20 protein-coding genes are annotated in these 26,818 nt (G+C 62.9%); 5 read left to right on the forward strand and 15 right to left on the reverse strand.

The genetic code is table 11. The features are described from left to right. Positions 1–59: 59 nt before the first annotated feature. From ACR9Y6_RS15065 to ACR9Y6_RS15075, 3 genes are all read right to left on the reverse strand, one after another. A complete protein-coding gene (locus ACR9Y6_RS15065; RefSeq protein ID WP_481282017.1) occupies positions 60–1,943 on the reverse strand; it encodes a M61 family metallopeptidase in 1,884 nt (627 codons plus the stop codon). A gap of 418 nt (positions 1,944–2,361) precedes the next feature. Next, positions 2,362–2,847, reverse strand: coding sequence for a hypothetical protein (locus ACR9Y6_RS15070; protein WP_481282018.1), 486 nt, complete (start codon positions 2,845–2,847; stop codon positions 2,362–2,364). A 287-nt stretch (positions 2,848–3,134) separates the two neighbouring features. After that, the gene (locus ACR9Y6_RS15075) at positions 3,135–4,199 is read right to left on the reverse strand and encodes a PA0069 family radical SAM protein (RefSeq protein WP_481282019.1); all 1,065 of its coding nucleotides are present in this window, start codon (positions 4,197–4,199) and stop codon (positions 3,135–3,137) included. A gap of 181 nt (positions 4,200–4,380) precedes the next feature. Between ACR9Y6_RS15075 and ACR9Y6_RS15080 the strand changes: the two genes are divergently transcribed. Next, positions 4,381–5,157: an alpha/beta fold hydrolase gene (locus tag ACR9Y6_RS15080; protein WP_481282020.1), complete on the forward strand. Its 777-nt coding sequence runs from the start codon at positions 4,381–4,383 to the stop codon at positions 5,155–5,157. Between the two features lie 10 nt (positions 5,158–5,167). Here ACR9Y6_RS15080 and ACR9Y6_RS15085 read toward each other — a convergent pair whose 3' ends face one another. The 3 genes from ACR9Y6_RS15085 to ACR9Y6_RS15095 form a co-directional block, all read right to left on the reverse strand. Then, entirely contained in the window at positions 5,168–5,869 is a 702-nt protein-coding gene (locus tag ACR9Y6_RS15085; RefSeq protein WP_481282021.1) for an MgtC/SapB family protein, read from the reverse strand. Positions 5,870–6,253: 384 nt separating this feature from the next. Continuing rightward, a complete protein-coding gene (locus tag ACR9Y6_RS15090) occupies positions 6,254–7,918 on the reverse strand; it encodes an MFS transporter (protein ID WP_481282022.1) in 1,665 nt (554 codons plus the stop codon). A 12-nt stretch (positions 7,919–7,930) separates the two neighbouring features. Further along, positions 7,931–9,403, reverse strand: a complete 1,473-nt coding sequence (locus tag ACR9Y6_RS15095) for a hypothetical protein (RefSeq protein ID WP_481282023.1) — start codon at positions 9,401–9,403, stop codon at positions 7,931–7,933. 169 nt (positions 9,404–9,572) lie between these two features. On the opposite strand from ACR9Y6_RS15095, the gene acs reads away from it, so the two are divergent. Together acs and ACR9Y6_RS15105 are read left to right on the forward strand one after the other, a co-directional pair. Further along, positions 9,573–11,513, forward strand: coding sequence for an acetate--CoA ligase (gene acs, locus ACR9Y6_RS15100; RefSeq protein ID WP_481282024.1), 1,941 nt, complete (start codon positions 9,573–9,575; stop codon positions 11,511–11,513). 3 nt (positions 11,514–11,516) lie between these two features. After that, positions 11,517–12,185 (forward strand): response regulator transcription factor, encoded by a 669-nt coding sequence (locus ACR9Y6_RS15105; RefSeq protein ID WP_481282025.1) that lies wholly within the window; start codon positions 11,517–11,519, stop codon positions 12,183–12,185. A gap of 1 nt (position 12,186) precedes the next feature. Here the strand turns inward: ACR9Y6_RS15105 and ACR9Y6_RS15110 are convergent, their stop codons facing one another. Beyond that, positions 12,187–15,672: a hybrid sensor histidine kinase/response regulator gene (locus ACR9Y6_RS15110; RefSeq protein ID WP_481282026.1), complete on the reverse strand. Its 3,486-nt coding sequence runs from the start codon at positions 15,670–15,672 to the stop codon at positions 12,187–12,189. A gap of 266 nt (positions 15,673–15,938) precedes the next feature. Here ACR9Y6_RS15110 and ACR9Y6_RS15115 point away from each other — a divergent pair, with 266 nt between their 5' ends. After that, positions 15,939–16,568 carry a 4'-phosphopantetheinyl transferase family protein gene (locus ACR9Y6_RS15115; protein WP_481282027.1) on the forward strand — a complete coding sequence of 210 codons (630 nt, stop codon included), beginning with the start codon at positions 15,939–15,941 and terminating at the stop codon, positions 16,566–16,568. A gap of 137 nt (positions 16,569–16,705) precedes the next feature. Beyond that, positions 16,706–17,449 carry a pyridoxine 5'-phosphate synthase gene (locus tag ACR9Y6_RS15120; protein ID WP_481282028.1) on the forward strand — a complete coding sequence of 248 codons (744 nt, stop codon included), beginning with the start codon at positions 16,706–16,708 and terminating at the stop codon, positions 17,447–17,449. 297 nt (positions 17,450–17,746) lie between these two features. Here the strand turns inward: ACR9Y6_RS15120 and ACR9Y6_RS15125 are convergent, their stop codons facing one another. The 8 genes from ACR9Y6_RS15125 to dnaN all read right to left on the reverse strand — a co-directional run bounded on the left by ACR9Y6_RS15125 (position 17,747) and on the right by dnaN (position 26,642). Then, positions 17,747–18,151 carry an ExbD/TolR family protein gene (locus tag ACR9Y6_RS15125; RefSeq protein WP_306848550.1) on the reverse strand — a complete coding sequence of 135 codons (405 nt, stop codon included), beginning with the start codon at positions 18,149–18,151 and terminating at the stop codon, positions 17,747–17,749. A gap of 6 nt (positions 18,152–18,157) precedes the next feature. After that, complete coding sequence (locus ACR9Y6_RS15130) at positions 18,158–18,571, reverse strand: ExbD/TolR family protein (protein ID WP_072323402.1); 414 nt, start codon at positions 18,569–18,571, stop codon at positions 18,158–18,160. Between the two features lie 11 nt (positions 18,572–18,582). After that, positions 18,583–19,353 carry a MotA/TolQ/ExbB proton channel family protein gene (locus ACR9Y6_RS15135; RefSeq protein WP_306848554.1) on the reverse strand — a complete coding sequence of 257 codons (771 nt, stop codon included), beginning with the start codon at positions 19,351–19,353 and terminating at the stop codon, positions 18,583–18,585. A 53-nt stretch (positions 19,354–19,406) separates the two neighbouring features. Continuing rightward, positions 19,407–20,009: an energy transducer TonB gene (locus ACR9Y6_RS15140; protein WP_429198602.1), complete on the reverse strand. Its 603-nt coding sequence runs from the start codon at positions 20,007–20,009 to the stop codon at positions 19,407–19,409. Between the two features lie 259 nt (positions 20,010–20,268). Continuing rightward, the gene (locus tag ACR9Y6_RS15145) at positions 20,269–21,570 is read right to left on the reverse strand and encodes a tetratricopeptide repeat protein (protein WP_306848558.1); all 1,302 of its coding nucleotides are present in this window, start codon (positions 21,568–21,570) and stop codon (positions 20,269–20,271) included. Positions 21,571–21,855: 285 nt separating this feature from the next. Continuing rightward, complete coding sequence (gene gyrB / locus ACR9Y6_RS15150) at positions 21,856–24,300, reverse strand: DNA topoisomerase (ATP-hydrolyzing) subunit B (protein ID WP_481282029.1); 2,445 nt, start codon at positions 24,298–24,300, stop codon at positions 21,856–21,858. A gap of 70 nt (positions 24,301–24,370) precedes the next feature. After that, positions 24,371–25,453 (reverse strand): DNA replication/repair protein RecF, encoded by a 1,083-nt coding sequence (recF, locus tag ACR9Y6_RS15155; RefSeq protein ID WP_481282030.1) that lies wholly within the window; start codon positions 25,451–25,453, stop codon positions 24,371–24,373. 88 nt (positions 25,454–25,541) lie between these two features. Further along, entirely contained in the window at positions 25,542–26,642 is a 1,101-nt protein-coding gene (gene dnaN / locus ACR9Y6_RS15160; protein WP_481282031.1) for a DNA polymerase III subunit beta, read from the reverse strand. Positions 26,643–26,818 lie beyond the last annotated feature (176 nt).

The following is a 26,818-nucleotide window of genomic DNA, read 5'->3' on the forward strand; positions in this document are numbered from 1 at the left end:
CATCCGTTCGCACTCCGTTTGATGGCACGCAAAATTCGTCTTGAAGGCATCACTCAATATTACTTGCGCGCGGCGATGATCTCGCTCAGGTAATCGGGAGTACCCTCGATACGCACCAGATGCGGGTATTGCAGACCGCCGTGATAGTCCACCGGGATCGTACGGTAGCGGCCCTGATACTTCACCGTCAGCGCGATGGGTGTCTTGCTGTCCTTGGCGGCGGTAATCGCGCTGGCCAGGGCGTCCTTGGAATAGGTGTTGCCGTCGACGGCGACCACGGTGGCGCCGGTGCTGACGCCAGCCTTGAACGCAGGACCGTCCCAGCGCACGTCGTTGACCTTGCCGCTGTCGGTCATCGTCAGGCCGATCGACCACGTGAAGTTGAGTAGGTGGCGAGAGGATTCGGGCCGCCCGTCCGCCTGCTTCTCGTACTCGCTTTCTTTCTCGTCGTAGACCAGCTTCCAGCCCGTGGCCGCGAGGCCGTCCTGAAGTGGCGGATTCAGCGTATTGACGTGCGCGTTCAGGAAGCTTGCCCAATCGTACTTGGCGACACCGTTCAAGGCTGCCACCACGTCGTCGAACGTGTAGGTCCTGGGCACATAGCTACCGTTGTCGACGCCGAAGAACGCGCGCGCGAAATCGTCGAGCGACTGTTTGTCGTGCGTCAGGTTGCGCAGCTTGGCATCGACGGCCAGCCACATCAGCTGGCCCCCGCTGTAGTAATCCTCACTCATCTGCCAGCTTCGGTATGGCAGGGCCGAGCGCCTGGCGACAGTCGGATCGTTCGTGGTGTCTTCGAGGGTTCGCCACTGGAAACCTTCGCGGTTGCGCTCGTAGTTGGCCGCTACCATGGCCAACCCGTCGCGAAACTGTTGTGGTGTCCACATGCCGGCGCGCGCGGTCAGTACGAAGCCCCAATACTGCGTCTGCCCTTCGTAGACCCACAGGAGCGAATCGCCCATCGGTACGTTGAAGTTGGGTGTCCACAAGTCAGCTGGGCGACGGAACTTGCCGTTCCACGAATGCGTGTATTCATGAGCCAACAGGTCGCGTTCTGACGCTGCCTCCTTCCAGGCGGTGAAGTAGTCGGCACCCAGGCCGTCTTCGCTGGACTGGTGGTGTTCCGTACCGTTGCCAGCCAATTGATCCGATAGCGAGAACAGGAAATCGTAGTGATCGTAATGATGCGATCCGAATAGCTTCACCGCCTGTGTTACCAGCGCGCGATGCACCGCGACCTGCTCAGGCGTCATCTCGAGGTATTTCGGCTCGTCGGCGACGACGTCCAGGTACACTGGAGCCTTGTCGCCCGGGTTGAGCGCGACACGCTTGAAGTACTGGCCCGCATAGACTGGCGAGTCGATCAGGTTCTCCAATGTCACCGGTTTGAAGGTCGTGGTGTCACCCGACTTCGAAGCCGTTTCCAGTGCGGTACCGAGCTGCCAGCCGTGCGGCAACGTCAGGCTGGGCGCGAAGGTGATGCCACGCGAATAGTAGCCTGCAGGGTATAGCGCCACCTTGCTCCATTCCATGGCCATCATGCGGTCGGTGATCTCGAAGTCCGCGCTATCCTCGCGCTCCGACAGATACTGGAATTCCGCTTCGACGGTAGAGACACCCGCGGGCACATCCACGTGGAACGCGTAGACGTTGTACTCGTCGCGCTTCCACGCGAGTGGCTTGCCATTGGCGCTGAGCTTGAGGCCGGCGAGCATCGCGATCGGGCCGGTCGGCGAGTGATCGCCGGGAATCCACTGCGGGTATAGCAGGGTCAACGCGCCTGCTTTCACCGGAATGGTTTCATGGACGCGGAAGATGCCCTGCATGGTGTCGTTGGCGTCGACGTGGATCGCTACCGTTCCGACATAGGGCGAGTCCTGCGGTGGTGGAACTTGATCGGAAACCGTCTGTTGTGCACCAGCTGTGCCTGCTGCGAGCGCCATCGTCAGGGCTACGACAGGGCGAAAGAACTTGCGGGTAGTGGTAGCCGGCGAACCAGCAGGAATGATTGGGTGCATGAAGGACTCGCGGTGAGTGGTGAGAGACGCATACGAACGTTGCGTCAGCTACTCATCATAAACCGGCTGAGTACTTTTTCATGACCATGAAATCATTCTTGGGCAGATGCTGCTTGCTACCTCGCGGCGGGCTATCTCATAACGGAATTGATAAAGCCTTCCACTCGGTCGGATATCGGAAATCATCCCTCAGTTGACGCATTCTGGCCTTCAGAGCCCGTATGGTTGTCCCGGGGCTTAGTTACCCCCTCATGAGACCAACGGCCCCTGCGGTAGAGCGTGCCATCCGGGGACAGCTGCAGAGCAACCCACGCTGGATATGGAGGATGGTCGAGACTAGAGGTTATTTCACAACGGATTTAATAAAGCTTTCTAGTCGGTCGGATATCGAGAAATCGTCCCTCGTGAGCTGTCGCAGGCTAGTTCCGTAGGCCTTGAGCGCTCTATCGATATCGTCAGCAACCTGTTGTGCAGCACCGACGACGGTCACATCATACTCTGCGAGTATCGCGATAGTTTGCGAGGCGTTATATGCAACCCACTCGGCAGGTTCGAGGCCGGGATTGTTGGGGAGAGTGAGGAATGAGTCCCAGTCGAATGGAAAGCATATCGGTTCTGGTAGCGATTCACCGACCAAGCCGTATCCACTTATAAACCACGCCGAATCTCCATTCGCTTCTCGCAAGGCATTCCAAAGGGATCTTGGCATCGCGTGCCAGTCGTATTTATCTCTATACAGCACTGCACCGCGCCAGTTTGGTCGGGCGAAACCGTCGAGCGCACCCTCGTCTTCAACGAAAAAGCTGCGCCGGGCAGCATCAATTTTCATAGGAGGCGAGATCCTAGCTGGTCACTGTAATAGTAGGTGACCGTTCTTGATTGCGCGGTGACTTGACCAGTAAGGAAGATTGTCACCAATGCAAGGCATTTCGCTGCCAAGCAAATGCCGTAAGCTCGTCGGTCCATAACTGCCCATTTTTATATGCCGGTCCCCTGCCAGCGTGGACGGACGGTATCACAACTGACAAACCAGCGCGGGTTTCAATTAATGGACTACGGTACAAAAGGGGGTAACTCAAACGGCTGCTGGCTTTGCACGTCACGATTAGGACAATTTCAGAAGAGCTCACCCTGTGGCGACACAATCCGCGGAGGCACGAACCCTGACGTATCCAACACCGTATCCCAAGCCCGATCCAACCCAGCCTTCCGCATCGCCACCTGCACCCGCTTGCGAATAATGTCCGCGAACACCCCCTGCCCACGCATACGCGTCGCGAAGTTCGAGTCGTAATCCTTCCCGCCATTCATCTGCTGGATCAGGCTGATGATGTGCGCCGCGCGATCCGGGTAATGCAACTCCAACCACTCCCGGAACAGCTGCTTGAGCTCATGCGGCAAGCGCACGCACGTATACCCGATCGAATTCGCCCCGGCCGCGCCCGCCTGTTCGATGATCGCCTCCAGGTCGCGCTCGTTGAGCGCCGGGATGATCGGCGCAACAAGCACCCCCACGGGAACACCCGCGTTCGCCAACGTCTCCACCGCCTTCATCCGCCGATGCGGCGCACTCGCACGCGGCTCCAGCTTCGACGCCAGCTTGTTGTCCAGCGAATTGATCGAGAGGAACACCTGCACCAGCTTGCGCTCCGCCATCGGCACGAGGAGGTCGAGGTCGCGCTCGATCAGCGCGTTCTTCGTGACGATGGTGCAGGGGTGATTGCACTCGTTGAGCAACGCCAGCGCGGCGCGCGTGAGGCGCCATTTCTTCTCGATCGGCTGGTAGGGATCGGTGTTGCTACCGATGTTGATCGGCTTGCATACGTAACTCCGCTTGGACAGTTCCGCGCGGAGGATCTCCTCCAGATTGGTCTTGGCGAACAGCTTGGTCTCGAAGTCGAGACCGGGCGAAAGGTTGAGGTAGGCGTGCGAGGGGCGCGCATAGCAATAGATGCAGCCATGCTCACAGCCACGGTAAGGATTGGTCGCCTGGTCGAAACCGACGTCCGGGGAGTCGTTCCGCGTGATGACGCTGCGCGCCAGTTCCTCGCGCACTTCGGTGGCGGGGCGGCTTTCGTCGTCTTCGCGGTGCCAGCCGTCGTCCTCGGCCTGGAAGCGCGTGGATTCGAAGCGGCCTTCCGGATTCGAGGCGGCGCCGCGGCCCTTGTGCTGGCGAATCATGGGGATCGGGTCTGACATCGTACAAATGTACGACCTCTCCGTCTCAAATAACGCGATACGGCGACGACAGGGCCAAGGGCGAGCGTGAATGCGACAAGAAAACCGTCGTGGGCGGGTGCTCCAATCGACGCCCATCGCCGGCCGACGTGCCGCGATGTCCGTCCCCAAAGGAGATCCACCCATGTTGCATCGCTCGCTCCTCCGTATCGCCATGCTGGCTACCCTGGCCGCCAGCCCGGCGGCCTTCGCCGCCGACAAGCCCACCGTCGTCCTCGTGCATGGCGCCTTCGCCGATGCCTCCAGCTGGAACGGCGTCGTCGAACAGCTGCACAAGGATGGCTACACCGTGGTCGCCGCGGCGAATCCGCTGCGTAGCGTGAAGTCCGACGCCGCGTATATCGCCGATGTCGTGAAGGGCATCAAGACACCGGTCGTGCTGGTCGGCCATTCCTACGGTGGCTCGGTGATCACCGAGGCAGCCGAGGGGCAGGACAACGTGAAGGCCCTGGTCTACGTTTCCGCGTTCTCGCCGGAAGTGGGTGAAACCGCCGCTGGCCTCTCGGGCAAGTTCCCCGGCAGCACGCTCGGCCCCGCCCTGGCGCCGCCGGTCGACCTATCCAATGGAGACAAGGATCTCTACGTGCAGCAGGACAAGTTCCCGGCGCAGTTCGCCGGCGACGTCCCGGTCAAGCAGGCCACCGTGATGGCCGCCGAGCAGCGCCCGATCACCGCCTCGGCATTGAACGAAGCCGAGACCGCGGCAGCGTGGAAGCACATCCCGTCGTGGCACATCTACGGCGACGCCGACAAGAACATTCCGCCTGCGTCGATGGCCTTCATGGCCGAGCGTGCGAAGTCGAAGAAGACCGTGGTGGTGAAGGGCGCTTCACACGTCGTGATGATCTCGCACCCGAAGGACGTGGCCAGCCTGATCGAGAAGGCTGCGAAGGGCGACTGAGCCAGGCACGCTAGCGCTTCGCGAGATCCGGTGAGTCGTAACTCACCGACTTGAGCCCGTCCACCTGGCGCAACGCATCGGCCAGCGCCGCAAGCTGGTCATGGCGGACGGGTTTGGCGAAGAAGATGGTGACAACGTCGTCGCCATCTTCTTCGCGACGCAGCACGGTCTTGGTAAACGGCAGGTGCTGTTCGGCGAGCGCCGTTTCACACGCGGCCAATGCGTTCGTGCCGGTCAGCCTCGCAACGAGGCGCGGCCTTCGACCCTTCCTCCCCGTGAAGCGACGCTCCACCGGTTTCAGCAAGGCGAGGATCACCCAGATGATCGCGGTGGCCATGACGGCTGCCGCATAGAGGCCGCTACCGGCGGCGAGCCCCACCGATGCCACGGCCCACAAGCTCGCGGCCGTCGTGAGGCCGCGCACGATCTGGTCGCGTTCCACGAACAGGATCGTGCCGGCGCCGAGGAATCCGACGCCACTGATGACCTGGGCGGCGATACGCGAAGGGTCCAGCACCACGTGCGGCGCGTTGATGACGTCCGCGAAACCGAAGGCGGACACCACGATCGCCAGCGCGGCGCCCACGCCGACGAGCATGTGCGTGCGCAGCCCGGCCGTCCATTCCAGCCTTCCGCGGTTGAGGCCGATGATGCCGCTCAGGACGGCGGCGGTGGCCAGGCGAAAGAAGATGTCGAAGGGATCGAGGCTCATGACGTCAACGTACGACGTGGCCGATAAAGACGCCGTGACCTGCGGCAGCTTCACATGCCATGGTGGGAGCCGACCCTGTCGGCGATGGGTGCTTGCCTCGATCTGGCCCGCTGCGGGCGCTTGCCTCACCCTGGCCCGCTGCCGCGGGATCGCCGACAAGGTCGGCTCCCACAAGGTCCATTCCAGCCCTGTCTACTCGATGCTGTTGTGGGAGCCGCTTCAGCGGCGATGGGTGCTCGCCGTAACCTCGCCCGCTGCCGCGGGATCGCCGACAAGGTCGGCTCCCACAAGGTCTATTCCAGCCCTGTCTACTCGATGCTGTTGTGGGATCAAAGCCGGCGGCCTCGCGGCCGCCGGCTTGCATCACCCGCGATATCGCGTGGCTCAATGCTCCAGCGGGATATCCTTCGTTTCGCGGACGAAGAACAACCCGACGATGAAGGTCATCAACGCCACGGCCACCGGGTACCAGAGCCCGTAGTAGATGTCGCCCTTCCAGGCCACCAGCATGAAGCCGATGGTCGGTACGAAGCCGCCGAACCAGCCATTGCCGATGTGGTACGGCAGACTCATCGAGGTGTAGCGGATGCGCGTCGGGAACATCTCCACCAGCCACGCGGCGATCGGGCCGTAGACCATCGTCACGTAGAGCACAAGGATCGCCAGCAGCAACACCAGCATCGGGTAGTTGGATTGCGCCGGGTCGGCCTTTTCCGGATAGCCGGCGGCCTTGACCTGCGCCGCCACCTTCGCGGTGAATTCCTTGCTCTGCGCGATGAACGCCGCCTTGTCGAGGCCCGTGCCTTCGAACGACTCGATCACGTCGTCGCCGATCTTCACCGTGGCCAGCGTGCCTGCCGGCGCCTCGGCGTTTGTATACGGAATACCCTTCTTGGCCAGCACGCTCTTGGCGACGTCGCACGAGCTGGTGAAGGTCTTCTTGCCGACGGGATCGAACTGGAACGTGCATGCGTTCGGATCGGCGGTGACCACCACCGGCGCCGAGGCGGCCGCGGCTTCCACGGCGGGATTGCCGAAGTGGGTAAGGCCCTTGAAGATCGGGAACATCGTCAGCGCGGCGATGAGGCAACCGGCCAGCACGATGGTCTTGCGGCCGATCTTGTCGGACAGCCAGCCAAAGAACACGAAGAATGGCGTACCGATGAGTAGCGCGGCGGCGATCAACAGGTTCGCCGTGGTGCCGTCGATCTTCAGGCTCTGGGTCAGGAAGTACAGCGAATAGAACTGGCCCGTGTACCAGACCACCGCCTGGCCGGCCGTGGCACCGAGCAGGGCGAAGATCACCAGCTTCAGGTTCTTCCATTGGCCGAAGGCTTCCGTGAGCGGTGCCTTCGACTGCTTGCCCTCCGCCTTCATCTGCTTGAACACCGGCGACTCTTGCAACTGCAACCGGATGTACACCGACACGCCGACCAGCACCGCCGAGATCAGGAACGGGATGCGCCAGCCCCAGGCTTCGAACTGCTCGGTACCCAGGCCGAGACGCGTACCGAGGATCACCAGCAGCGACAGGAACAAGCCGAAGGTCGCGGTGATCTGGATGAAGCTGGTGTACAGGCCACGCTTGCCCTGTGGCGCATGCTCCGCGACATAGGTCGCCGCGCCACCGTATTCGCCGCCGAGCGCCAGGCCTTGCAGCAATCGCAGCAGGATGAGCAGGACGGGCGCGAGGACACCCATCGTCGAATACCCGGGTAGCACGCCGACCAGGAAGGTCGAGGTACCCATGATGACGATGGTGATGAGGAACGTGTACTTGCGTCCGATCAGGTCGCCCACGCGACCGAACACGATCGCGCCGAACGGGCGCACCGCGAAACCGGCGGCGAAGGCGAGCAGCGCGAAGATGAACTGGCTGGTCTCGTTCAGGCCGGTGAAGAACTGCTTGCCGATGATCGCGGCGAGCGATCCATAGAGGTAGAAGTCATACCACTCGAAGACCGTGCCGAGGCTGGACGCGAAGATCACGCGCTTGTGGCTGGTTCCAATCGTGCCGTCGGCTCGAAGGCCGCCTGCGGTAGTCGCCATATCGGTCTCCAATCAGAACCGGTAGTTGCCGTTGAGGGTGAACTCGTTCGCCGACGTCTTTTGCCGGCCGAGGCCATTGGTCGTGGTCGAATCGAGATTGGAATGGATCCATTCCACGCTGAGGTCGTACGAACCGGCGGTGTATTGCAGGCTGAGCGCTTGCTGGCGGTTCTTCAGCAAACCGGCCGTGTTCGGCGCGCGCCAGCGCAGCACGTCGCCCTCGTCGGGCTTGCTGGCCGAGGCGAAGCCGTAGACGCTCCAGTTCGGGGTGAACTTGTAGCCCACCTGGAGATAGCCGCCCTTGTCCTTGATGTCGCCGAACTGCGACAGGTCGCCGAAGATCTGGCCGATGGCGTTACCCGTGTAGAGAGCGCTCTTCACGATGAAATTGCCCGGCATCCACATGCCGCCCACTTCGAACGCCGTGCTCTTGATGTTGCTCTTGATCGGCGTGACCACCGTGCCGTCCACGCCGTGCAGGTCCATCTTGCTGTAGTGACCGGCGGCGAAGGCCTGCCAGTTGCCGCCCTTCGCCGTGATCCGCGCCTCGACCTGCGGCTTGAAGCCGGCATTGCCCGCCGTGAGGTAGTTCGTGGTCAGGCCGGGGCCGTTCCAGCTGCCTTCGAGCACGGCGAGATCGAAGCGCCACTTGGTGCCCGTCGAGCCATGGTTGAGATCCTGCATCCAGATCACGCCCGGGTAGCGCCAACCGATGACGCCGGTGCCGTAGCCCAGCGGGAAGGCGATATGCGAGAGCGACTGCGGGATATAGTCGAGAGGGAACATGAGGTCCCACATCTGGCCCACGCGGAACGTGGTGCCCGTGTCCGCGTTGGTGATGTCCATGTATGCCTGGCGCAGGCGTGGCGTCGGCTGCTGTTGGCTGTAGGGACCGGTGCCGTTGAAGCCACCGAAGAAGTCCATTTCGATGCGGCCGCCGCCGCCCCAGTTCTCGGTGAACTTGGCGCCGGTGAAATCGAGCCAGAAGCGCGTATTGCGGATGTCAACGCCGCTGAGCGAATCGTTCACGCGGCCACCCTGGCCGGGAATCGGGTATTCGGCGTTGGCACCGTTGCCGAAGGTGTATCCCTTGCTCTGGGTGAACGCGTTGGCGTTGATGAAGCCATGCAGCGCCACGGATACGCCGGGTGCCGAGGTGAACGTGGGCTTGGCCGGTACCGCGGCCACGGTCTTCTCGACCTTGGCGACCTTGTCGTCGGTCTGCTGGGCCTGCGTCTGCGCGGCTTGCGCCGTGGCCGTGGCCTGCGTGGTGGCTGCCTTTTGTTCCTGGATCATGGCCTTCAGCTCGGCGAGCTGTTGCTCGAGCTGGTTCACCCTGGACTCGAGTTCCGCTTCGCGGCTCGACGTCTTCTTCGATTTGGACTGGGCATGGGCCGTGTCCGGTACCGCCGCCATGGGCAGCATGAGGGCACAGGCCACACTCAGGGCGATGGCCTTGCGGCCACCGGAACGGATCGTCTTCATCATGGTCTCCCCAACCATTGGCGAGCCGAGCATGTGACACACCCGGGTGGGGTGCCATTCGCCAAAGGTCGAACCTCGACCAAAGTCGTAGCGGTGTCGCAGCTTTATGTTGCGCCGCGAGGCTAAACTTCGGGCATAGCCCCACGTACCCTCGTCTCCAGGAGCAAGCATGTCCGACATCCATCCGGTCGATCCCGCCTTCGCCGCCCAGGCGCGCGTCCGCAAGGGCGACTATGAGCGCATGTACGCGCGTTCCATCCAGGACCCCGAAGGCTTCTGGAAGGAGATGAGCGAACGGCTGGACTGGATCGTGCCGCCGACGAAGATCAAGGACGTGTCGTTCGACCCGGCCGACCTGCATATCCGCTGGTACGAGGACGGCCAGCTCAACGTCTCAGCCAACTGCCTCGACCGCCACCTCGACCGGCGCGGCGACAAGACGGCCATCATTTTCGAAGGCGACGATCCGGGCGAATCGCGCAGCATCACCTATCGGGAGTTGCACGCCGAGGTATGCAAGTTCGCCAACACGCTGAAGAACCTGGGCGTGACCAAGGGCGACCGCGTGGTGATCTACCTTCCGATGATCCCCGAGGCGGCCGTGGCGATGCTCGCTTGCGCGCGCATCGGCGCGGTGCATTCGGTGGTGTTCGGCGGCTTCTCGCCCGATTCCCTGGCCAGCCGCATCGCCGATTCCGGCGCCAAGCTGATCGTCACGGCCGACGAGGGCTGCCGCGGCGGCAAGAAGATCCCGCTCAAGGCCAACGTGGACGAATCGCTGACCCGGCCGCGCACCAACAGCGTGGAAACCGTGATCGTGGTGCGCCGCACCGGCGGGGCCATCAACCTGCAATCGCCGCGCGACCGCTGGTACCACACGCTGATGGAAGGGCAGTCCGCCGATTGCGCCTATGAGCCAATGAACGCGGAAGACCCACTCTTCACCCTTTATACCTCCGGTTCCACTGGCCAGCCCAAGGGCGTGCTGCACACCAGCGGCGGTTACCTCGTCTATACCAGCCTTACGCACGAGTTGACCTTCGACCTGCGTGAGGACGACATCTACTGGTGCACGGCCGACGTGGGCTGGATCACCGGTCACAGTTACGTCGTCTACGGCCCGCTTGCCAATGGCGCCACCGTGGTGATGTTCGACGGCGTGCCGAACTATCCGGACTTCAGCCGCTTCTGGCAGGTGGTCGACAAGCACAAGGTCACGCTCTTCTACACCGCGCCCACCGCCATCCGCGCGTTGATGCGCGAGGGCGACGGACCCGTGAAGAAAACCTCGCGCAAGAGCCTGCGCCTGCTCGGCACGGTGGGCGAGCCGATCAACCCCGAGGCGTGGAACTGGTATTACAGAGTAGTGGGTGAAGAGCGCTGCCCGATCGTGGACACGTGGTGGCAGACGGAAACCGGCGGCTTCCTCATCACGCCGTTCCCCGGCGCGACCGACCTGAAACCGGGTTCGGCGACGCTGCCGTTCTTCGGCATCGTGCCGGCCATCGTCGATGCCGAGGGCCGGCAGCAGGAAGGCGCGTGCAGCGGCAACCTGGTGATCACGGATTCGTGGCCGGGACAGATGCGCACCGTCTACGGCGATCACCAGCGCTTCATCGACACCTACTTCAAGACCTATCCGGGCAATTACTTCACCGGCGACGGCGCACGCCGCGACGAGGATGGCTACTACTGGATCACCGGCCGTGTGGACGACGTGATCAATGTGTCCGGCCATCGCATCGGTACCGCCGAGGTGGAGAGCGCGCTCGTGGCGCATCCGAAAGTGGCGGAGGCGGCGGTGGTCGGTTGCCCGCACGACATCAAGGGCCAGGGCATCTATGCCTTCGTCACCCTCAATGCGGGTGAAACGGGCAGCGACGAGCTGGTCAAGGAATTGATCGCCGGCGTGCGCAAGGAGATCGGTCCCATCGCGGCGCCCGATCACCTGCAATGGGCACCGGGCCTGCCGAAGACGCGATCGGGCAAGATCATGCGCCGCATCCTGCGCAAGATCGCGGAAAACCAGCCCGATCAACTGGGCGATGTGTCCACGCTGGCGGATCCGGGCGTGGTGAAGAACCTCGTGGAAGAACGGTTGATCAAATAGCCCATGTCCGATGTCCTGATCGCAGACGACCATCCGCTGTTTCGCGACGCCTTGCAGCGTGCGGTGCTGGCGGCGCTGCCGGACGCCACCGTGCACACCGCCGACAGTGTGCCCGCGCTGTTCGCCCTGATCGAATCCCTGCCCGATGCGGACCTGCTGTTGATGGATCTGCACATGCCGGGAGCCCGGGGTTACTCGGCGCTCGCGCATATTCGCGGGCAGTATCCGGGCTTGCCGACGATCGTCGTGTCCGGCCACGAGGAAGGGCAGATCGCCCGGCGCGCGCTTGCGCACGGCGCATCCGCGTACATCCCGAAATCGGCGGCGGTGGAACAGATCGTCGAGGCGGTGCGCGCCGTCCTCGATGGCGACGTGTGGTTGCCGCACCAGTTGGTCGGTGGCAGCGTGGAACTGAAGGCGGATGAAGCCGACGTGGCCGCCCGCGTGGCCTCGCTCACGCCACAGCAGTTCCGCGTGCTCACGATGATCGCGGAAGGTTTGCTCAACAAGCAGATCGCCTACGACCTGGGCGTGTCCGAGGCGACGGTGAAGGCGCACATGACGGCGATCATGCGCAAATTGGGCGTCTCGAATCGTACCCAGGTCGCGCTGGCGGCAAGCCACCTGGATGTGGAGAAGGAAACCTTCCCGGGCATTTCCCAGGAAGGTTGATTCACGCCGCGTGCGTGCCGGTTCGTTTTGCCAGCGCGACCAGCAAGGCACGAAGCGCCGCGGGGCGCACCGGTTTATGCAGCAGGGGATAGCCCAGCGTGCGTGCGCGTTGCTTCAGTTCCGTGCTGCCATCCGCCGTGACCATCGCCGCCGGTGGCATCGGCACGATCTTCGTGCCGAGCAGGTGCAATGCCTCCAGCCCATCCATCTCATCGCCGAGATGATAGTCGGCAAGGATGAGGTCGACATGCGTCGTGGAAAGAATGTCCATCGCCGTATCGACATCGACGGCGAGGCGACAATCGACACCCCAACGCCCGAGCAGCGCACGCATCCCTTCGAGGATGGTCTCGTCGTTGTCCAGGCAGAGCACGGTGAGTGGCAACTGTTCGCCGCCACCCGGACGCACGACGGCGGGAGCACGCTTACGCAACACCGCTTCGGTACGCGGCACGGAGATACTGAAGCAACTGCCATGCCCCACGCGCGAACGCAGGCCGAGCGCATGGCCGAGAATGCCGGCGAGACGATCGCAGATGGAAAGTCCCAGGCCGAGACCTTTTTCGCCCCAGGGCGAAGGGCGTTCCAACCGCTGGAATTCACCGAAGATCCGCGCTTGCTGTTCGTCGGCGATGCCGGGGCCGCTGTCCCAGACTTCGATGCGTGCCTGCTCGCCGTTACGGCGAACGCCCAATACGACACCGCCTGCACGCGTGTATCGCAACGCGTTGGAAAGGAAGTTCGCCACGATACGTCGCAGTAACTGCGCATCGCTACGTACCGACAACGACGTCGGCACGACGTGCAAGGTCAGCCCACGCTGCTCGGCGACCACGGCGAACTGTTGCCGCAACGAGTCGAACAGATCGGCTAGCGCGAAGGGCGCGATTTCGGGACGGTAGCTGCCGGCATCGAGTCGCGATACATCGAGCAAGGCATCGAGCAAGTCTTCCGCGGCGCGGAACGAGGCATCGATACGTTCCGCGAGTTGGGCCGCTTCGCTGTCGAGGCCCGGGTGTTGCCGAAGCGCGGAAGTAAAGAGACGCGCGGCATTCAGGGGTTGGAGAAGGTCGTGGCTGGCTGCGGCGAGGAAGCGCGTTTTCGACGCATTGGCCGCTTCCGCCTCGCGGCGCGCGATCGCCGTCGCGGTCAAGGCCTCGGACAATTCCGCCGTACGCACATCCACGCGCTGCTCAAGCGTTTCGTTCGCATCGATCAAAGCCTGCTCGACCGATTTGTATGCCGTGACATCGGTGAAGGTCGTCACGAAGCCGCCACCGGGCAAGGCACGTCCGCGCATTTCGATCACGGTACCGTCCGGCCGTACGCGCTGGAAAACATGTGGCGAGCCGGCGCGCATGTAGCGGATACGCTTGGCCACGTGTTCGTCCACCTCACCGGGACCGCACTCGCCATGTTCGGCGTTCCAGCGGATCAGGTCGGCGACGGGCAGGCCGACGTAGACCATGCCTTCCGGGTAATCGAACAGTTCCAGGTAGCGACGGTTCCACGCAACCAATCGCATCTCGCCGTCGACCACGCTGATGCCTTGAGAGACATTCTCCAGCGTCGTCGACAACAACTCGCGGTTGAAGCGCAGTTCCTGTGACGCCTCGTCCATGAGAGCCATGGCTTCCGCGATATCCAGGCCCGTGCCGGATAGCGCACCCATGAGGATACGCCGCGCACTGGCCGCGCCGACGGCACTGGCGAGGAGGCGTTCGGTGAACTGGATGAGCGGACGGTCGGCGGAGTCGGTGGGGGAGAGCGTCACGCCGTGACGTTGTCCATATTCGTTGAATGCGCGCACGGTCACCCGATCGCCGACGATGCGGCCAGCGATCGTGCCAAGGTCGCGTACGGTCACGCGACCGCGCCAATCGCCGGCGCCGGTCGCGCTGCGCACGAACGGGTCGACGAAGAGCGCCGCGTGCAGGCGCTCGGCCACGCTCGGGCGGAAACGCAGCGAGATGAAGATGAGGCAGCCGACATTGAACAGCAGCGACCAGAACGTGCCGTGCGTGACGGACTCCCATCCCGACAGGTGGAACAGCTCGGTCGGTTTCAGCCAGCCGATGCCGAAGGGGCCGTCGTCCATCCATGCGGGGTGCAACCACCCCGCACGCGTCATCGCGGGAAGCAGCAAGGTATACGCCCAGACGATGAAACCCGCCAACAAGCCGATGTAAACGCCGACACGGCTCGCGCCACGCCAGTACAGCGCCGATACGATGGCCGGTGCGAACTGCGCCACCGCCGCAAACGACAGCAGGCCCGTCGCGGCGAGGTTCTCGGCATCCGCGATCACGCGGTAGTACATGTAGGCGAGGCCGGCGAGCGCCACGATGGCGATACGGCGCACAAGCAATACGATGTTCGACAAGTCGCCGCGCCGCTCGAGGTCGAGGCGCTTCACGCGCAGCAAGGCAGGCATCACCAGGTCGTTGCTGATCATGGTCGCCAGCGCGACGGCGGCCACGATGACCATGCCGGTGGCGGCGGAGAACCCTCCGACGAAGGCGAGCAGGGCCATGCCGTTGTCGCCGAGTGCGATCGGCAGATTCAGCACCCATGCGTCCACATGGCCCTGCGTCACCTGCGGCAGGTGGAGACCGGCGCTGACGATCGGCAGCACGGCTACCGAGATCAGGATCATGTAGAGCGGGAAGAACCAGCGCGCACGACGCAGGTCGCGCGGGTCTTCGCACTCGACGACGCCGATCTGGAATTGCCTAGGCAGGCAGAACATCGCGCAGAAGGCGAGCAGGGTCTGCGCGACGAAGCCGGGTGGCATGCTGCCTTTCTCCACCTGGAGCATGGGCGCGCGCATGGTCTCGACGAGGCCTGGTCCATGCAGGTAGGCATAGACGCCGATGGCGACGAAAGCCAGCAGCTTCACCAGCGATTCCACCGCCACGGCCAGCATCATGCCGTGGTGATGTTCCGTGGCGTCGATGTTGCGGGTGCCGAACAGGATGGCGAACACGGCGAGCAGGGCGGCACACCACAGCGCGGTATCTCCGAACCACCAGGCGGTACTGCCCGAGCCCAGCACGGAGAACGACATCGCAACGGCTTTGAACTGCAACGCGATGTACGGAATGATCGCGACCACGGCGATGATCGCGACAAGCGCGGCGAGACCGTGCGACTTGCCGAATCGCGCGGCGATGAAGTCGGCGATCGAGGTGATGTTTCGCTCGCGGGCCACGAGCACCAGCCGTTCGAGCAGGCCGAAGCCCAGGACGAAGAGGAGCAGGGGCCCGAGGTAGATCGGAAGGTAGGACAAGCCGGAGCGTGCGGCGGTACCGACCGCGCCATAGAACGTCCACGAGGAGCAGTACACCGCCAACGCCAAACTGTAGACGACGGGACGCAACTTGGGCTGTCGTGGATATAGCGGGCGGCGATCTCCCACATAGGCGATCGCGAAGAGAAGGCCCACATAGAGCAGCGACACCAGCAGCAACAGCCAGCCTGCGATCACGAATGGCGCTCCCCGTATGGCACGGGGGTCATTCTAGGGGCTGATGGCTGCGTGTTGCAGATCCGTTCGTTGTGTTGCCGGCAGAGCATCGCCGACAGGGTCGGCTCCCACCAGGTGGCGGTAACCGGGCGGGAGCCGACCCTGTCGGCGATGCTCCTGCTTCCTGTGGGATCCGACTTGTCGGCGATGCTCCTGAACGGCCCCCCAGACCATCCAATCACGAACCCGCTTGCCCCAAGCCCCTCATTCAAAGCACGATCCACCGAATGAGCGAAGTCCCGCCCACCGTACCTGTCCTGGATCACGACGAAATCCACATCTGGCGCACCCGCTGGTCCGGTGGCGCCGGTGAAGTGGTGTTCGCCAGCCTGCTTGCCGCCTATGCGGGCCCCGGTGCGCCACCCATCGAGCGCGGCGAACGCGGAAAGCCCTGCTTCCCGCCACCCTTCGACACGCTGGGCTTCAACTGGTCGCACAGTGGTGACGTCGCCGTGCTCGCGGTAGGACGCGGGCAGGCGGGATTCGAAGTCGGCGTCGACGTGGAAACGGTGCGTCCGAGAGCCCGCGCCCTCGAACTTTCGAAGCGATTCTTTGCGCCGGATGAGACGGCCGCGCTCGTGGCCTTGCCGGAAGCGGAACAGCTGGGTGGCTTCCTCACCTTATGGACGGCCAAGGAAGCCGTACTGAAAGCGCATGGGGGTGGGTTGTCCTACGGCCTGCACCGTGTGTCGTTCAGCCTGCCCGGCGGTGTCGCCACGCCCGGTCACTTCGAAGGCGACGTGGGGCCAGCGCCAGGATGGCGTGTTCAGCCGCTCCCCCTGGGCGATGGCCTGGTATCCGCCGTGGCCTGGCGCGGTCATGAACGGAATGTCCGCGTCTTCACATTTCCGCTTTGAACCTTTTCCTCGCGGGCCGTGTCTGATCCTACGTGTGTGTGACCGTGGAGTGCGCCACAGGGACGTGGCGAGTTATGCTGGGATGACAGTCATTACGCACGTTGCAATGGCGGCGTGCGTTTTTTTATGGACCGTCGATGACCCTACTCAGCGTCAACCTCAACAAGATCGCCATGCTGCGCAACTCGCGCGGTGGCGATGAACCCGATATCGCCACCGCGGCCAACACCGGCATCGACGCGGGTTGCGGCGGTCTCACCGTCCACCCGCGGCCCGACATGCGCCACGTCACGCCCGACGATGTGCGCACACTGGCCGGACTGCTCCGCGGTCGCGTCGAGTACAACATCGAGGGCAATCCCTTCGCCGGGCCACGTGGTGCGTATCCCGGCCTGATCGAACTCGCCCGTGAAGTGCGGCCGACCCAGGTCACCCTGGTGCCCGATGGTGACGGTCAGATCACCTCCGATCACGGTTTCGATCTCACCCAGGACATCGAGCTGCTCAAGCCAGTCGTCGCGGCGTTCCGTGAACTCGGTTGCCGGGTCAGCGTATTCGTCGACGCGGGTGGGGAAGGCTTCGCGGAGGCGAAGGCCATCGGCATCCAGCGCATCGAGCTCTACACAGGTCCTTACGCGGCCGCTTTCGCGAAAGGCGATGCACGCGCGGAACTCGCCTCATTCGCGGATACCGCCACGCGTGCGCAACAGGCCGGACTGGCGGTGAACGCGGGGCACGATCTCAACCAGGCGAATCTCGGAACGTTCAAGTCGGCCATTCCTGGCCTGGCGGAAGTGTCGATCGGCCACGCGTTGATCGGCGAAGCCTTGTACCAAGGCCTGGCAAACACCGTCCGCGCGTACCTCGACATCCTTTCCTGAGCGCAACGACAGGCGCTGACAAGTCAGGTGGATAACCGACCGCCCTGGTGAGAGCCTGTAGCCCTGGTGGGAGCCGACCTTGTCGGCGATGGGTGCTTGCCGCAATCCGGCCCGCTGCCGCGGGATCGCCGACAAGGTCGGCTCCCACCAGGCTTCGATTGCCGGAAGGGGCGGCTTCCCACTAGGCACCGATTGCCGGAAGGGGCGGCTCTCACCAAAGCATCCCGGCAGGCGTGGCCTGCCAAAAAAACCCCGCCGGGAGGCGGGGTTTTCGGTGTTACCGGACGACCGTTGCGATCAGTTGTTGACGAAACCGATCTTGGTCAGGCCCTGGCCCTTCGCGTCGGAAAGCACGCGTGCCACGACCTCGTACTGGACCGCGTCATCCGCGTCGATCTGCAGTTCCGGCTGGTTCGACTGTTGGGCGATCACCGCGATCTGAGCCTTGAGGCCCAGTTCGTCGACCGGTGTGTCGTTCCAGTACAGCGAGCCATCCTGGCGAATCTGCAGCCGGACGGGATCCGGCGGATTCTCTGGGTTGACGATGTTCGGGTTCGGCTGCGGCAGATCGATCTTGATCTTATGCGACAGCATCGGAGCCGTGATCATGAAGATGATCAGGAGCACCAGCATCACGTCGACGAGCGGCGTGACGTTGATGTCCGACATCGGGCCACCGGAGTTGCCTGAGCTGAATGCCATGGTTCGTTACTCCTTGCCAGTCGACATGAAGCCGACGTGGACCATGCCGGCATCCTTGGCGTCGCCAAGGATCTTCTTTACCACCTTGTACTCGGTGGTGCGGTCCGCACGGATCTGGAGTTCCGGCTGCGGCGACTTCGCCGCCGCAACCGCGAACTGGGCCTTCAGTTCAGCCTCGCTGACTTCACCGTCATTGAGGAAGTACGTACCGTCCGGCTTGACCGCGAGATCCATCGGTTCGACCGGGGTGTCATCCTTAACGTTCGGATTAGCCTTCGGCAGATCGATCTGGACCTTATGGGACATCAGAGGTGCCGTGATCATGAAGATGATCAGCAGAACCAGCATCACGTCGACGAGCGGCGTGACGTTGATTTCCGACATCGGACCGCCACTGTTGCCCCCGCTGCTCATAGCCATGGGTCAGTTCCTCACTTCTTGGCAGGTGCGACCGGCGCGTTGCCTTCGACGCGGGCGCCGGTGGCGAAGAAGTCGTGCAGGTCGTGCGCGAATTCGTCGAACTGGGCGTACGTCAGGCGGTTCGAACGCATGAAGAAGTTGTACGCGAGCACGGCCGGGATAGCGGTGAACAGACCGAACGCGGTCATGATCAGCGCCTCACCGACGGGGCCGGCGACCTTGTCCATCGAAGCGGAGCCCGACGCGGCGATACCGATCAGCGCGTGGTAGATACCCCACACCGTACCGAGAAGACCGATGAACGGAGCCGACGAACCGACCGTGGCGAGCAGGGTCAGGCCGCCTTCCAGACGCAGGCTCTCGCGAGCCACGGCCTGGCGCAGGGCGCGGTCGATGAATTCCGAACGCGACAGCGTCTCGGCGAGGCGACCACCGGCAGCGGCCTGGTGGTGAGCGACGGCCGAAGCGGCGTCGAGAGCGATCTTCGAGAACGGTTCGCCCTTCGGCTGCTCTTCGAGCATGCGAATGGCTTCCTGCGTCGACGGGGTGTTCCAGAAACCCTGGATGACCTTGTCGGCGCGCGCACGCACCATGCTGTTACGGATGAAGTTGGCGACGATGAAGTACCACGAGAGCACGGACATCGCGACCAGCACCACGAACACGATCCAACCGAGGAAGTCGAAGTTGTGGATCAGGTGGTCGAAGCCCATCTGCTTGAGGGCGTCGGCGTTGGAGTTTTGACCTGGATTAGCAGGCTGAGCGGAGGTGTCTTGCAACATAACGCTACCCTTGGGGAAATCAAACATTAACGGAGCAGTAAGTGAAGGAGAACTTACAGCTGGTTTAGGTTGAACGTAACGGGGACACGTGCATAGCCTTCGACGGCCTGACCGCCTCGCTTGCCCGGGTTGAATCGCCAGTTCCTTGCCGCATCCTGCGCTGCCTTGTCCAGTTCGCGGAAACCGCTGGACTGATCGATCTGGATGTCTTTCGGCGCACCGTCGACACCCACGAGGACCAGTAGTACCACCGTACCTTCATGCCGCTGACGAACCGCCTGCGGCGGATACTTTGGCGGATTACGCTGACGGTACGACAGATTCTCGCTAGGTGCGATGTCGGCCGGCGGTGCTGGCGGCGCGGGAGGCGCCGGCGGCGGTGCCGGAACAGCATTCGTGCTCGCCTCTTCGACAGCCGGCGGCGGTGGGGCCGGCGGCGGAGGTGTCGGCGGCGGCTTCACCTGCTGGATGATTTTCGGGGGCGGCTGCTTGGGAGGTTCCGGCGGCGGCGGCGGAGGAGGCGGGGGCGGCGGCGGCGGTTCGATGAAATCGACCTGTACCACCTTCTCTTTCTGCTTTTCCTGCGACTTCGGCGGCGCCATGGGCGCGACCAGCAGCAGGAAGGCAAACGAGTGCAGTGCAATGGCTACTGCCAACGCACTTGTGCGCCCCCAACTGAACGGCGCTTGGCCGGTTGATTCGTTACTTGAGGCCATCAGTCACTATCAAGAGCTAATCAAGCGGAAGTGAGCCCGCACTGCTCTTCCGGCGCTCGGCGTGTTGACATTGCCGAAAACGCAGGTTTCTGCAAGCGGAAAGATATGCAAGTTACACCAGCATTTGGTGTTTGTATAGACACCTGAAGGGAGGATTTACGGCTGTTCACAAGCCCCCCTTCTGGGACTTTACAAGCACTTACTTGCCGGTACCTGCGGTTTTCAACCAGGCGTTGGCCTTGGCAGACGTTTCCGGATCCTGCGCTGCCTGTTTCATGGCGGCGATGGCACCCGGCTTGTTCTTCAGACCACGCTCGGCTTCCGCGAGCACCATGTAGGCTTGACCCTTATGTTGCACACCCTTGCTGATGGCGTCCGTCGCGGCCTTCTTGGCCTCGCCGTACTTGTTTTCCTGTAGCTGGAGGCGCGCGACGCTGAGCGTCACCTCGCCATCCTTTGCGAGCGGCGCGGCCTTCTGGTACGCGGCCAACGCGGCCTTCATGTTGCCACCGGTGATCGCGGCGTCGCCCTGGAGCTTGTAGACCTCGGCGCTAGGCTTCACGACGCCCTTGGCGAGACCGTCCTCGAGCACCTGGCCAGCCTTCGCGGCGTTGGCTTCCTGGCGGTCGGTGTGGTCCTGGCCGTCGATCAGGTAGACCTTGGCGAGGTTCACGTACTGCTTCTCGTCCTTGAACGCACCGGCGGCACGACCCTTCTCCATCAGCGAGATCGCTTCCGGATACTTCTGCGCCTGGATCAAGGCCGAGGCGGCGTTGTTCAGCGCGGTGGGATCGTTCGGGTTCTTCGCCAGTTCGGCGGCGGCGAGATCGGCGGCCTTGTCGCCCTGGCCGGTCTCCGCATAGCTGGCGGCGAGGATCTGGTCCCACGAACCCTGCGGCTTGGCGTCCGGCATGGACTTCGCCTTGGTGATCGCGGCGATCGCTTCCGGGTACTTCTCGAGTCGGTAGTCGATGTTGCCCTCGAGGCCGTACGAGTCGGCGGTTTCCTTCTTGCCTTCGGTGCGCCATTCCTGCAGTGCCTGCAGTGCGGGGGCGTACTGCTCGTCGGCGACGAGGAACTGCACGTACATGTACTTGAGCTGGAAGTAGGTGTCGTTCGGCATGACGCCGATATCGAGTGCCTGCTTCAGCGTGGTGATCGCGCCCTTCACGTCACCGTCGTTGTACTTGAGGTTGGCGATGCCCTGCAGCGCGAGCGCCTGTGCGTACTTGCTGCTCGTGCCCGAACCGTCGGCCAGCGGCTGCAGGATCTGCAGCGCCTTGTCCTTCTCGCCATTGTTGGCGGCGTCCAGGCCTTCGTTGATGGCCTTCTGGTCTTTCTCGCTCTTGAGGTCGAGCTTGGGCTCCGTGCGGGTGGCATTCGGATACAGCGCTTCTTTCTTTTCCTTGGAAGCGGTATCGCGGGCAACCGCGGCGCCACTGACAAGGGAAAGTGCGATCGCGGTAGCGAGCGCCATCTTGATGAAGGAACCCTGTTTCATTGACTGACCTCTGTTGAAGGAGTCGTCGCACAGTGACGTGCTCCGGGGGACTACAGAGGTTAACCCGATTCGATTCCTAAGAACAAGTCGCAGTGCAAGAAAAAATTTCAAATAAAACAATCACTTGTTAGGAGAATGTTGGGACTTACAGATTTCTAGGTAAAAGGTTGCCTTGAAAACGGCATTTTCATCCCCGTTACGCGGAAATGTGACGGAACACAAAAAAACGCCCGGTCGCTGCCGACCGGGCGTTCCTGTCCCTTCCACTGGCGTGGTAGAGCGTCCTCAGATGTCCAGGTTGGCGACCTTGAGCGCATTCGCCTCGATGAAATCACGGCGGGGTTCCACTGCCTCGCCCATCAGCATCGAGAACATCTGGTCGGCCGCGACGGCATCTTCGATGCCCACCTGGAGCATGCGGCGCGTCTCCGGATTCACCGTGGTTTCCCATAGCTGCTCCGGATTCATTTCACCCAGGCCCTTGAAGCGCTGGATGGTGCGGCCCTTCTTGGCTTCGTCGAGCAGCCAGTTGCGCACCTCGGCGAAGCTGAGCACGCCACGCGAGGCATTGCCACGGCGCACCACGGCGCCGGGCTGCAGGCCCAGTTCGGCCAGCTGCTGCGAGATGGACTGGATCGCGCGGAACTCGGTACCGCCGAAGAAGCTCTGCGGCATGATCCACGTGTGGCTGAGGCCATGCTGCATGCGCTCGACCTCGATGGCCGCGCCTTGCTGCTCGTTCAGGGCCGGACGGAAACGCAAGGCATAGGTCGGCTTGCCCAGGCCACTGGCACTGAGTCGCTGGGCGATACCGTCGAGCCATGCCTGCATGCGCGCCGGGTCGGACCACAGCCCGTCGTCCATGGGCACATGCTCGATCATCGCCGTGAGGGTTACGGTGTCGAAGCGGTGGCTGAGGCGTGCGATCTGGTCGAGCGAAACCTGATAGTCGCGCAACAGTTTCTCGAGGGTCACGCCATCGATGCCGGGAGCGCCCTCTTCCGGCGTCAGCGACGCGTTGTCCACGGCGCTGGCGATCAGGTACTCATTGAGGACAGTGTCGTCCTTGATGTACATCTCCTGCTTGCCCTGCTTCACTTTGTACAGCGGCGGCAGGCCGATGTAGACGTGGCCACGCTCGATCAACTCGGGCATCTGGCGGTAGAAGAAGGTGAGCAGGAGCGTGCGGATGTGCGAACCGTCCACGTCCGCGTCGGTCATGATGATGATGCGGTGGTAACGCAGCTTGTCCGGGTTGTATTCGTCCTTGCCGATGCCCGTGCCCAGCGCGGTGATCAAGGTGCCGACTTCGGCGGACGAGATCATCTTGTCGAAGCGGGCTTTTTCCACGTTGAGGATCTTGCCCTTCAACGGCAGCACGGCTTGCGTACGACGATTGCGACCCTGCTTGGCGGAGCCACCTGCGGAATCACCCTCGACCAGGAACAGTTCGGACAGTGCCGGATCCTTCTCCTGGCAATCCGCGAGCTTGCCCGGCAGGCCCGCGATGTCGAGCGCGCCCTTGCGGCGGGTCATCTCGCGGGCTTTGCGGGCCGCTTCGCGCGCACGCGCGGCGTCGACCGCCTTGGAGGCGATGTTGCGGCTCTCGGCCGGGTGTTCGAGGAGGAACTCGGCGAGTTTCTCGTTGATGACCTGCTCTACCGCCGTCTTCACCTCGCTGGAGACCAGCTTGTCCTTGGTCTGCGACGAGAACTTCGGATCCGGCACCTTCACCGAGAGGACGGCGATCATGCCTTCTCGCATGTCGTCGCCAGACAGGCCGACCTTGGCGTTCTTCGCCAGGCCTTCCTTCTCGATGTAGTTCTGCAGGGTTCGCGTCAGCGCGGCGCGGAAACCCGTGAGATGGGTACCACCGTCACGCTGCGGGATGTTGTTGGTGAAGCAGAACATCGTTTCCTGGTACGCGTCCGTCCATTGCATCGCCAGTTCGACGGTAATGCCGTCGGTTTGCGAGCTGAAGCTGATGACGGTCGGGTGCAGCGCGGTCTTCAGCTGCGCCAGGTGCTGCACGAAGGACTTGATGCCGCCTTCGTACGCGAAGATGTCCTTTCGCTCGTTGCGCTCGTCGACCAGCTCGATCGTGACGCCCGAGTTGAGGAAGGCCAGCTCACGCAGGCGCTTCGCCAGGATGTCGTAATGGAATTCGATGTTGTTGGTGAACGTGGCCGGGCTGGGCAGGAAGCGCACCATGGTGCCGCGACGGCTCGTGTCGCCGAAGACGGCGATCGGGGCGACCGGTTCACCGTGGGCGTACTCCTGGCGATGTTCCTTGCCTTCGCGCCAGATGGTGAGCCAGAGCCGGGAACTGAGCGCATTGACCACCGAGACGCCGACGCCATGGAGGCCGCCGGAGACCTTGTAGGAGTTCGCGTCGAACTTACCGCCCGCGTGAAGCACGGTCATGACCACTTCGGCCGTGGACCTGCCCTCTTCCGGATGGGTATCGACCGGAATGCCGCGGCCGTTATCGGCCACGCTGACCGAGCCATCCTGGTGGATGGTGACGGTGACGTAGTCACAGTAGCCGGCAAGGGCTTCATCGATGGCGTTATCGACGACTTCGAACACCATGTGGTGCAGACCCGTACCGTCGTCGGTGTCGCCGATGTACATGCCTGGACGCTTGCGGACCGCGTCCAGGCCCTTCAGGACCTTGATGCTGCCGGAGTCATAGGCGTTCGAATTCGTCGGATCGAGAGGTTCGTTCATGCGATGCCTGGTGATGGCGCCAGAGAGCGGTCCCGATGCGGCGCGGAAAAGCTTCGGGACAGTCGGTCGATTATAGCAAAGCCGTGACCACACCCTGTTCCACGTGGAACATCGTGACGGACTGGTCGGCAAGGGCGGACGGGATCTCGGTACCCGTGATAAAGACCTGAGCGTCGCGGCCCAGAAGCTGCGCGACAACCCACTCTTGATGGGTACGATCGAGCTCGGATGCAAGGTCGTCGAGGCAGACGACAGGCCATTCTCCGCGGATTTCGGCATGGAGGGAGGCCTGCCCTAGCAAGCAAGCCAGGGCACACAGTTTTTCCTGCCCACGGGAAAGGTGTTCGCGCAATGGCGCCTGTTCGAACGCGATGGAGAAGTCCGCACGATGCGGCCCGACCGTGGTGTGGCCCCTCCCCAAGTCGCGCAGCCGTCGTTCGGCCAATGTCGTGGCCAGATCAGCCGCTTCGTCCCAGCCAGGCCGATAGCGGACGGAGAAGTCGCCGAGTTCCGGGAGAACATTCGTCGTGAATTCACGGACGTGAGGGATCAACCGATCCAGGTACCCTCGCCGGAAAGCCGTTATGCCCTCTCCCGCAGCGGCCAACTCCGCTTCCCACGGTTCCAGGAGTCCCCCGTCCAGCGGCCCACCGGCCCGAAGCAGCGCATTCCTTTGTCTCAGTGCCCGCTGGTACCGGCGCCACTGGTTCACGAAAGCATGTTCCACGTGGAACATGCCCCAGTCGAGGAACCGGCGGCGTTCGTCCGAGGCTCCCGCGATCAGGTCGTGCGACCCCGGCTCGAAGCACACGACGGCGCATTCCTGAACCAGCGCGCCAAGCGATGCGGCGGAATCACCGTCGACACGAGCCTGCCAACGCCCTCCTTCACGACCCAGGCCGAGCCGGCGCGTCCGGCCGTCTTCGGAACGCACCTCGGCAAAGACCGAAAGAGCGTTAGATCCTCGCTTCAACAGGACATCGCGGGAGCCGGCTCGAAACGAACGGCCATGCGACAGCAGATAGGCCGCCTCCAGCACGCTGGTTTTACCGGCGCCGTTCGGGCCCACGAACACGTTGATCCCTGTTGCCGGGGTCAACGACACCGATTCCAGGCAACGCAATCCGGCTATCCGCAACGACTCGAACTTCATTCCCAGCCTTTTCCCATCCCAAACGAACGACGCCGGGGTGTCGAAGACATCCCCGGCGTCGTGGGCCGAACTTTAACGTGCCTGCCGGTCAGAGGCGAAGCGGCATCACCACATGGCGAGCTTCTTCGTTGCCCTCTTCCTGCAGGAGGCAGCTCGACTGGGCGTCGCGCAGGTTGATCCGGACCTTGTCGCCGCGCAGCGCGCCAAGCGCGTCGAGCAGGTAACCCACGTTGAAGCCCACGGCGAGATCGTCGACCACGGTTTCGGCCTCGACTTCTTCCTGGGCCTCTTCCTGCTCGGGGTTGTGCGCGACAATCTTGATACGACCGGGGCTCAGTTCGAGCTTCACGCCACGGTACTTCTCGTTGGAGAGAATCGCCGCACGCTGCAACGCACTGCGCAGCACGTCACGCTCGATCGTCGCCGTCTTGTCGGCACCGAGCGGGATCACCGCCTCGTAATCCGGGAAGCGGCCGTCGATCAGCTTCGAGGTGAAAACGACTCCGCCGCGGCGTACACGCAGGTGGTTGCGACCGAACTCGAGTTCGACCGAACCCTCGCCGGCCTCGAAAAGGCCGATGAGTTCGTTCACGCCCTTGCGCGGAATGATGATCTGACGGCGGGCGGACACCGAGCTTTCAAGCTTGGTTTCCTTCAACGCCAGGCGGTGGCCATCGGTGGCGACGCAGCGCAGCGTGTGTTCCTGCAGATCCAGCAACATGCCGTTGAGGTAATAGCGCACGTCCTGGTTCGCCATGGCGAAGGCGGTGCGATCCATCAGGTCGCGCAGGACTTCTTCCGGCAGCGTGACCCGTTCGACCAGCTCGATTTCATCGATGGTCGGAAATTCGCTCGACGGCAACGTCGCCAGCGTGAAACGGCTTCGGCCGGCGTTGAGCGCGATGCGTTCGCCGTTCAACTTGATGTCGATCTTCGCGCCATCAGGCAACGCGCGAACGATGTCGAACAGCTTTCGCGCTGGGATCGTGATCTCGCCTTCCTGCACGCCGTCGGCGGCGGTGGTGGCGATCATCTCCACTTCGAGGTCGGTGCCCGTGAAGGACACCTCGCTACCGGAGGCGCGCACCAGAAGGTTGGCCAGCACGGGCAGCGTCTGGCGGCGTTCCACCACGCCGACCACCTGCTGCAGGGGTTTGAGCAGTACTTCCCTCTGGATGCTGAATTGCATGCGTCCCCTACTCCTGCTTTTAAGTTTTTAAGATTTTATTAGTGGTAGTTGTAGGGCCGGTGGATATCTTGAAAAGTCCGAAAAGCATCTATTCTTCAAAGACTTGATCAAAGATATCGACTGGCCCGAACACGCGGTTTCATGTGGGTGCCTTGTGGATAACTTCAGGCCTTAAA

Source organism: Luteibacter sp. TLI7-4A, from assembly GCF_056754745.1.

Excerpts from the sequence above, each read along its gene's own strand:
- ACR9Y6_RS15065 (WP_481282017.1), bottom strand. The coding sequence starts at position 1,943 with ATGGCGCTCGCAGCAGGCACAGCTGGTGCACAACAGACGGTTTCCGAT.
- ACR9Y6_RS15070 (WP_481282018.1), bottom strand. The coding sequence starts at position 2,847 with ATGAAAATTGATGCTGCCCGGCGCAGCTTTTTCGTTGAAGACGAGGGT.
- ACR9Y6_RS15075 (WP_481282019.1), bottom strand. The coding sequence starts at position 4,199 with ATGATTCGCCAGCACAAGGGCCGCGGCGCCGCCTCGAATCCGGAAGGC.
- ACR9Y6_RS15080 (WP_481282020.1), top strand. The coding sequence starts at position 4,381 with ATGTTGCATCGCTCGCTCCTCCGTATCGCCATGCTGGCTACCCTGGCC.
- ACR9Y6_RS15085 (WP_481282021.1), bottom strand. The coding sequence starts at position 5,869 with ATGAGCCTCGATCCCTTCGACATCTTCTTTCGCCTGGCCACCGCCGCC.
- ACR9Y6_RS15090 (WP_481282022.1), bottom strand. The coding sequence starts at position 7,918 with ATGGCGACTACCGCAGGCGGCCTTCGAGCCGACGGCACGATTGGAACC.
- ACR9Y6_RS15095 (WP_481282023.1), bottom strand. The coding sequence starts at position 9,403 with ATGAAGACGATCCGTTCCGGTGGCCGCAAGGCCATCGCCCTGAGTGTG.
- acs (WP_481282024.1), top strand. The coding sequence starts at position 9,573 with ATGTCCGACATCCATCCGGTCGATCCCGCCTTCGCCGCCCAGGCGCGC.
- ACR9Y6_RS15105 (WP_481282025.1), top strand. The coding sequence starts at position 11,517 with ATGTCCGATGTCCTGATCGCAGACGACCATCCGCTGTTTCGCGACGCC.
- ACR9Y6_RS15115 (WP_481282027.1), top strand. The coding sequence starts at position 15,939 with ATGAGCGAAGTCCCGCCCACCGTACCTGTCCTGGATCACGACGAAATC.
- ACR9Y6_RS15120 (WP_481282028.1), top strand. The coding sequence starts at position 16,706 with ATGACCCTACTCAGCGTCAACCTCAACAAGATCGCCATGCTGCGCAAC.
- ACR9Y6_RS15125 (WP_306848550.1), bottom strand. The coding sequence starts at position 18,151 with ATGGCATTCAGCTCAGGCAACTCCGGTGGCCCGATGTCGGACATCAAC.
- ACR9Y6_RS15130 (WP_072323402.1), bottom strand. The coding sequence starts at position 18,571 with ATGGCTATGAGCAGCGGGGGCAACAGTGGCGGTCCGATGTCGGAAATC.
- ACR9Y6_RS15135 (WP_306848554.1), bottom strand. The coding sequence starts at position 19,353 with ATGTTGCAAGACACCTCCGCTCAGCCTGCTAATCCAGGTCAAAACTCC.
- ACR9Y6_RS15145 (WP_306848558.1), bottom strand. The coding sequence starts at position 21,570 with ATGAAACAGGGTTCCTTCATCAAGATGGCGCTCGCTACCGCGATCGCA.
- gyrB (WP_481282029.1), bottom strand. The coding sequence starts at position 24,300 with ATGAACGAACCTCTCGATCCGACGAATTCGAACGCCTATGACTCCGGC.
- recF (WP_481282030.1), bottom strand. The coding sequence starts at position 25,453 with ATGAAGTTCGAGTCGTTGCGGATAGCCGGATTGCGTTGCCTGGAATCG.
- dnaN (WP_481282031.1), bottom strand. The coding sequence starts at position 26,642 with ATGCAATTCAGCATCCAGAGGGAAGTACTGCTCAAACCCCTGCAGCAG.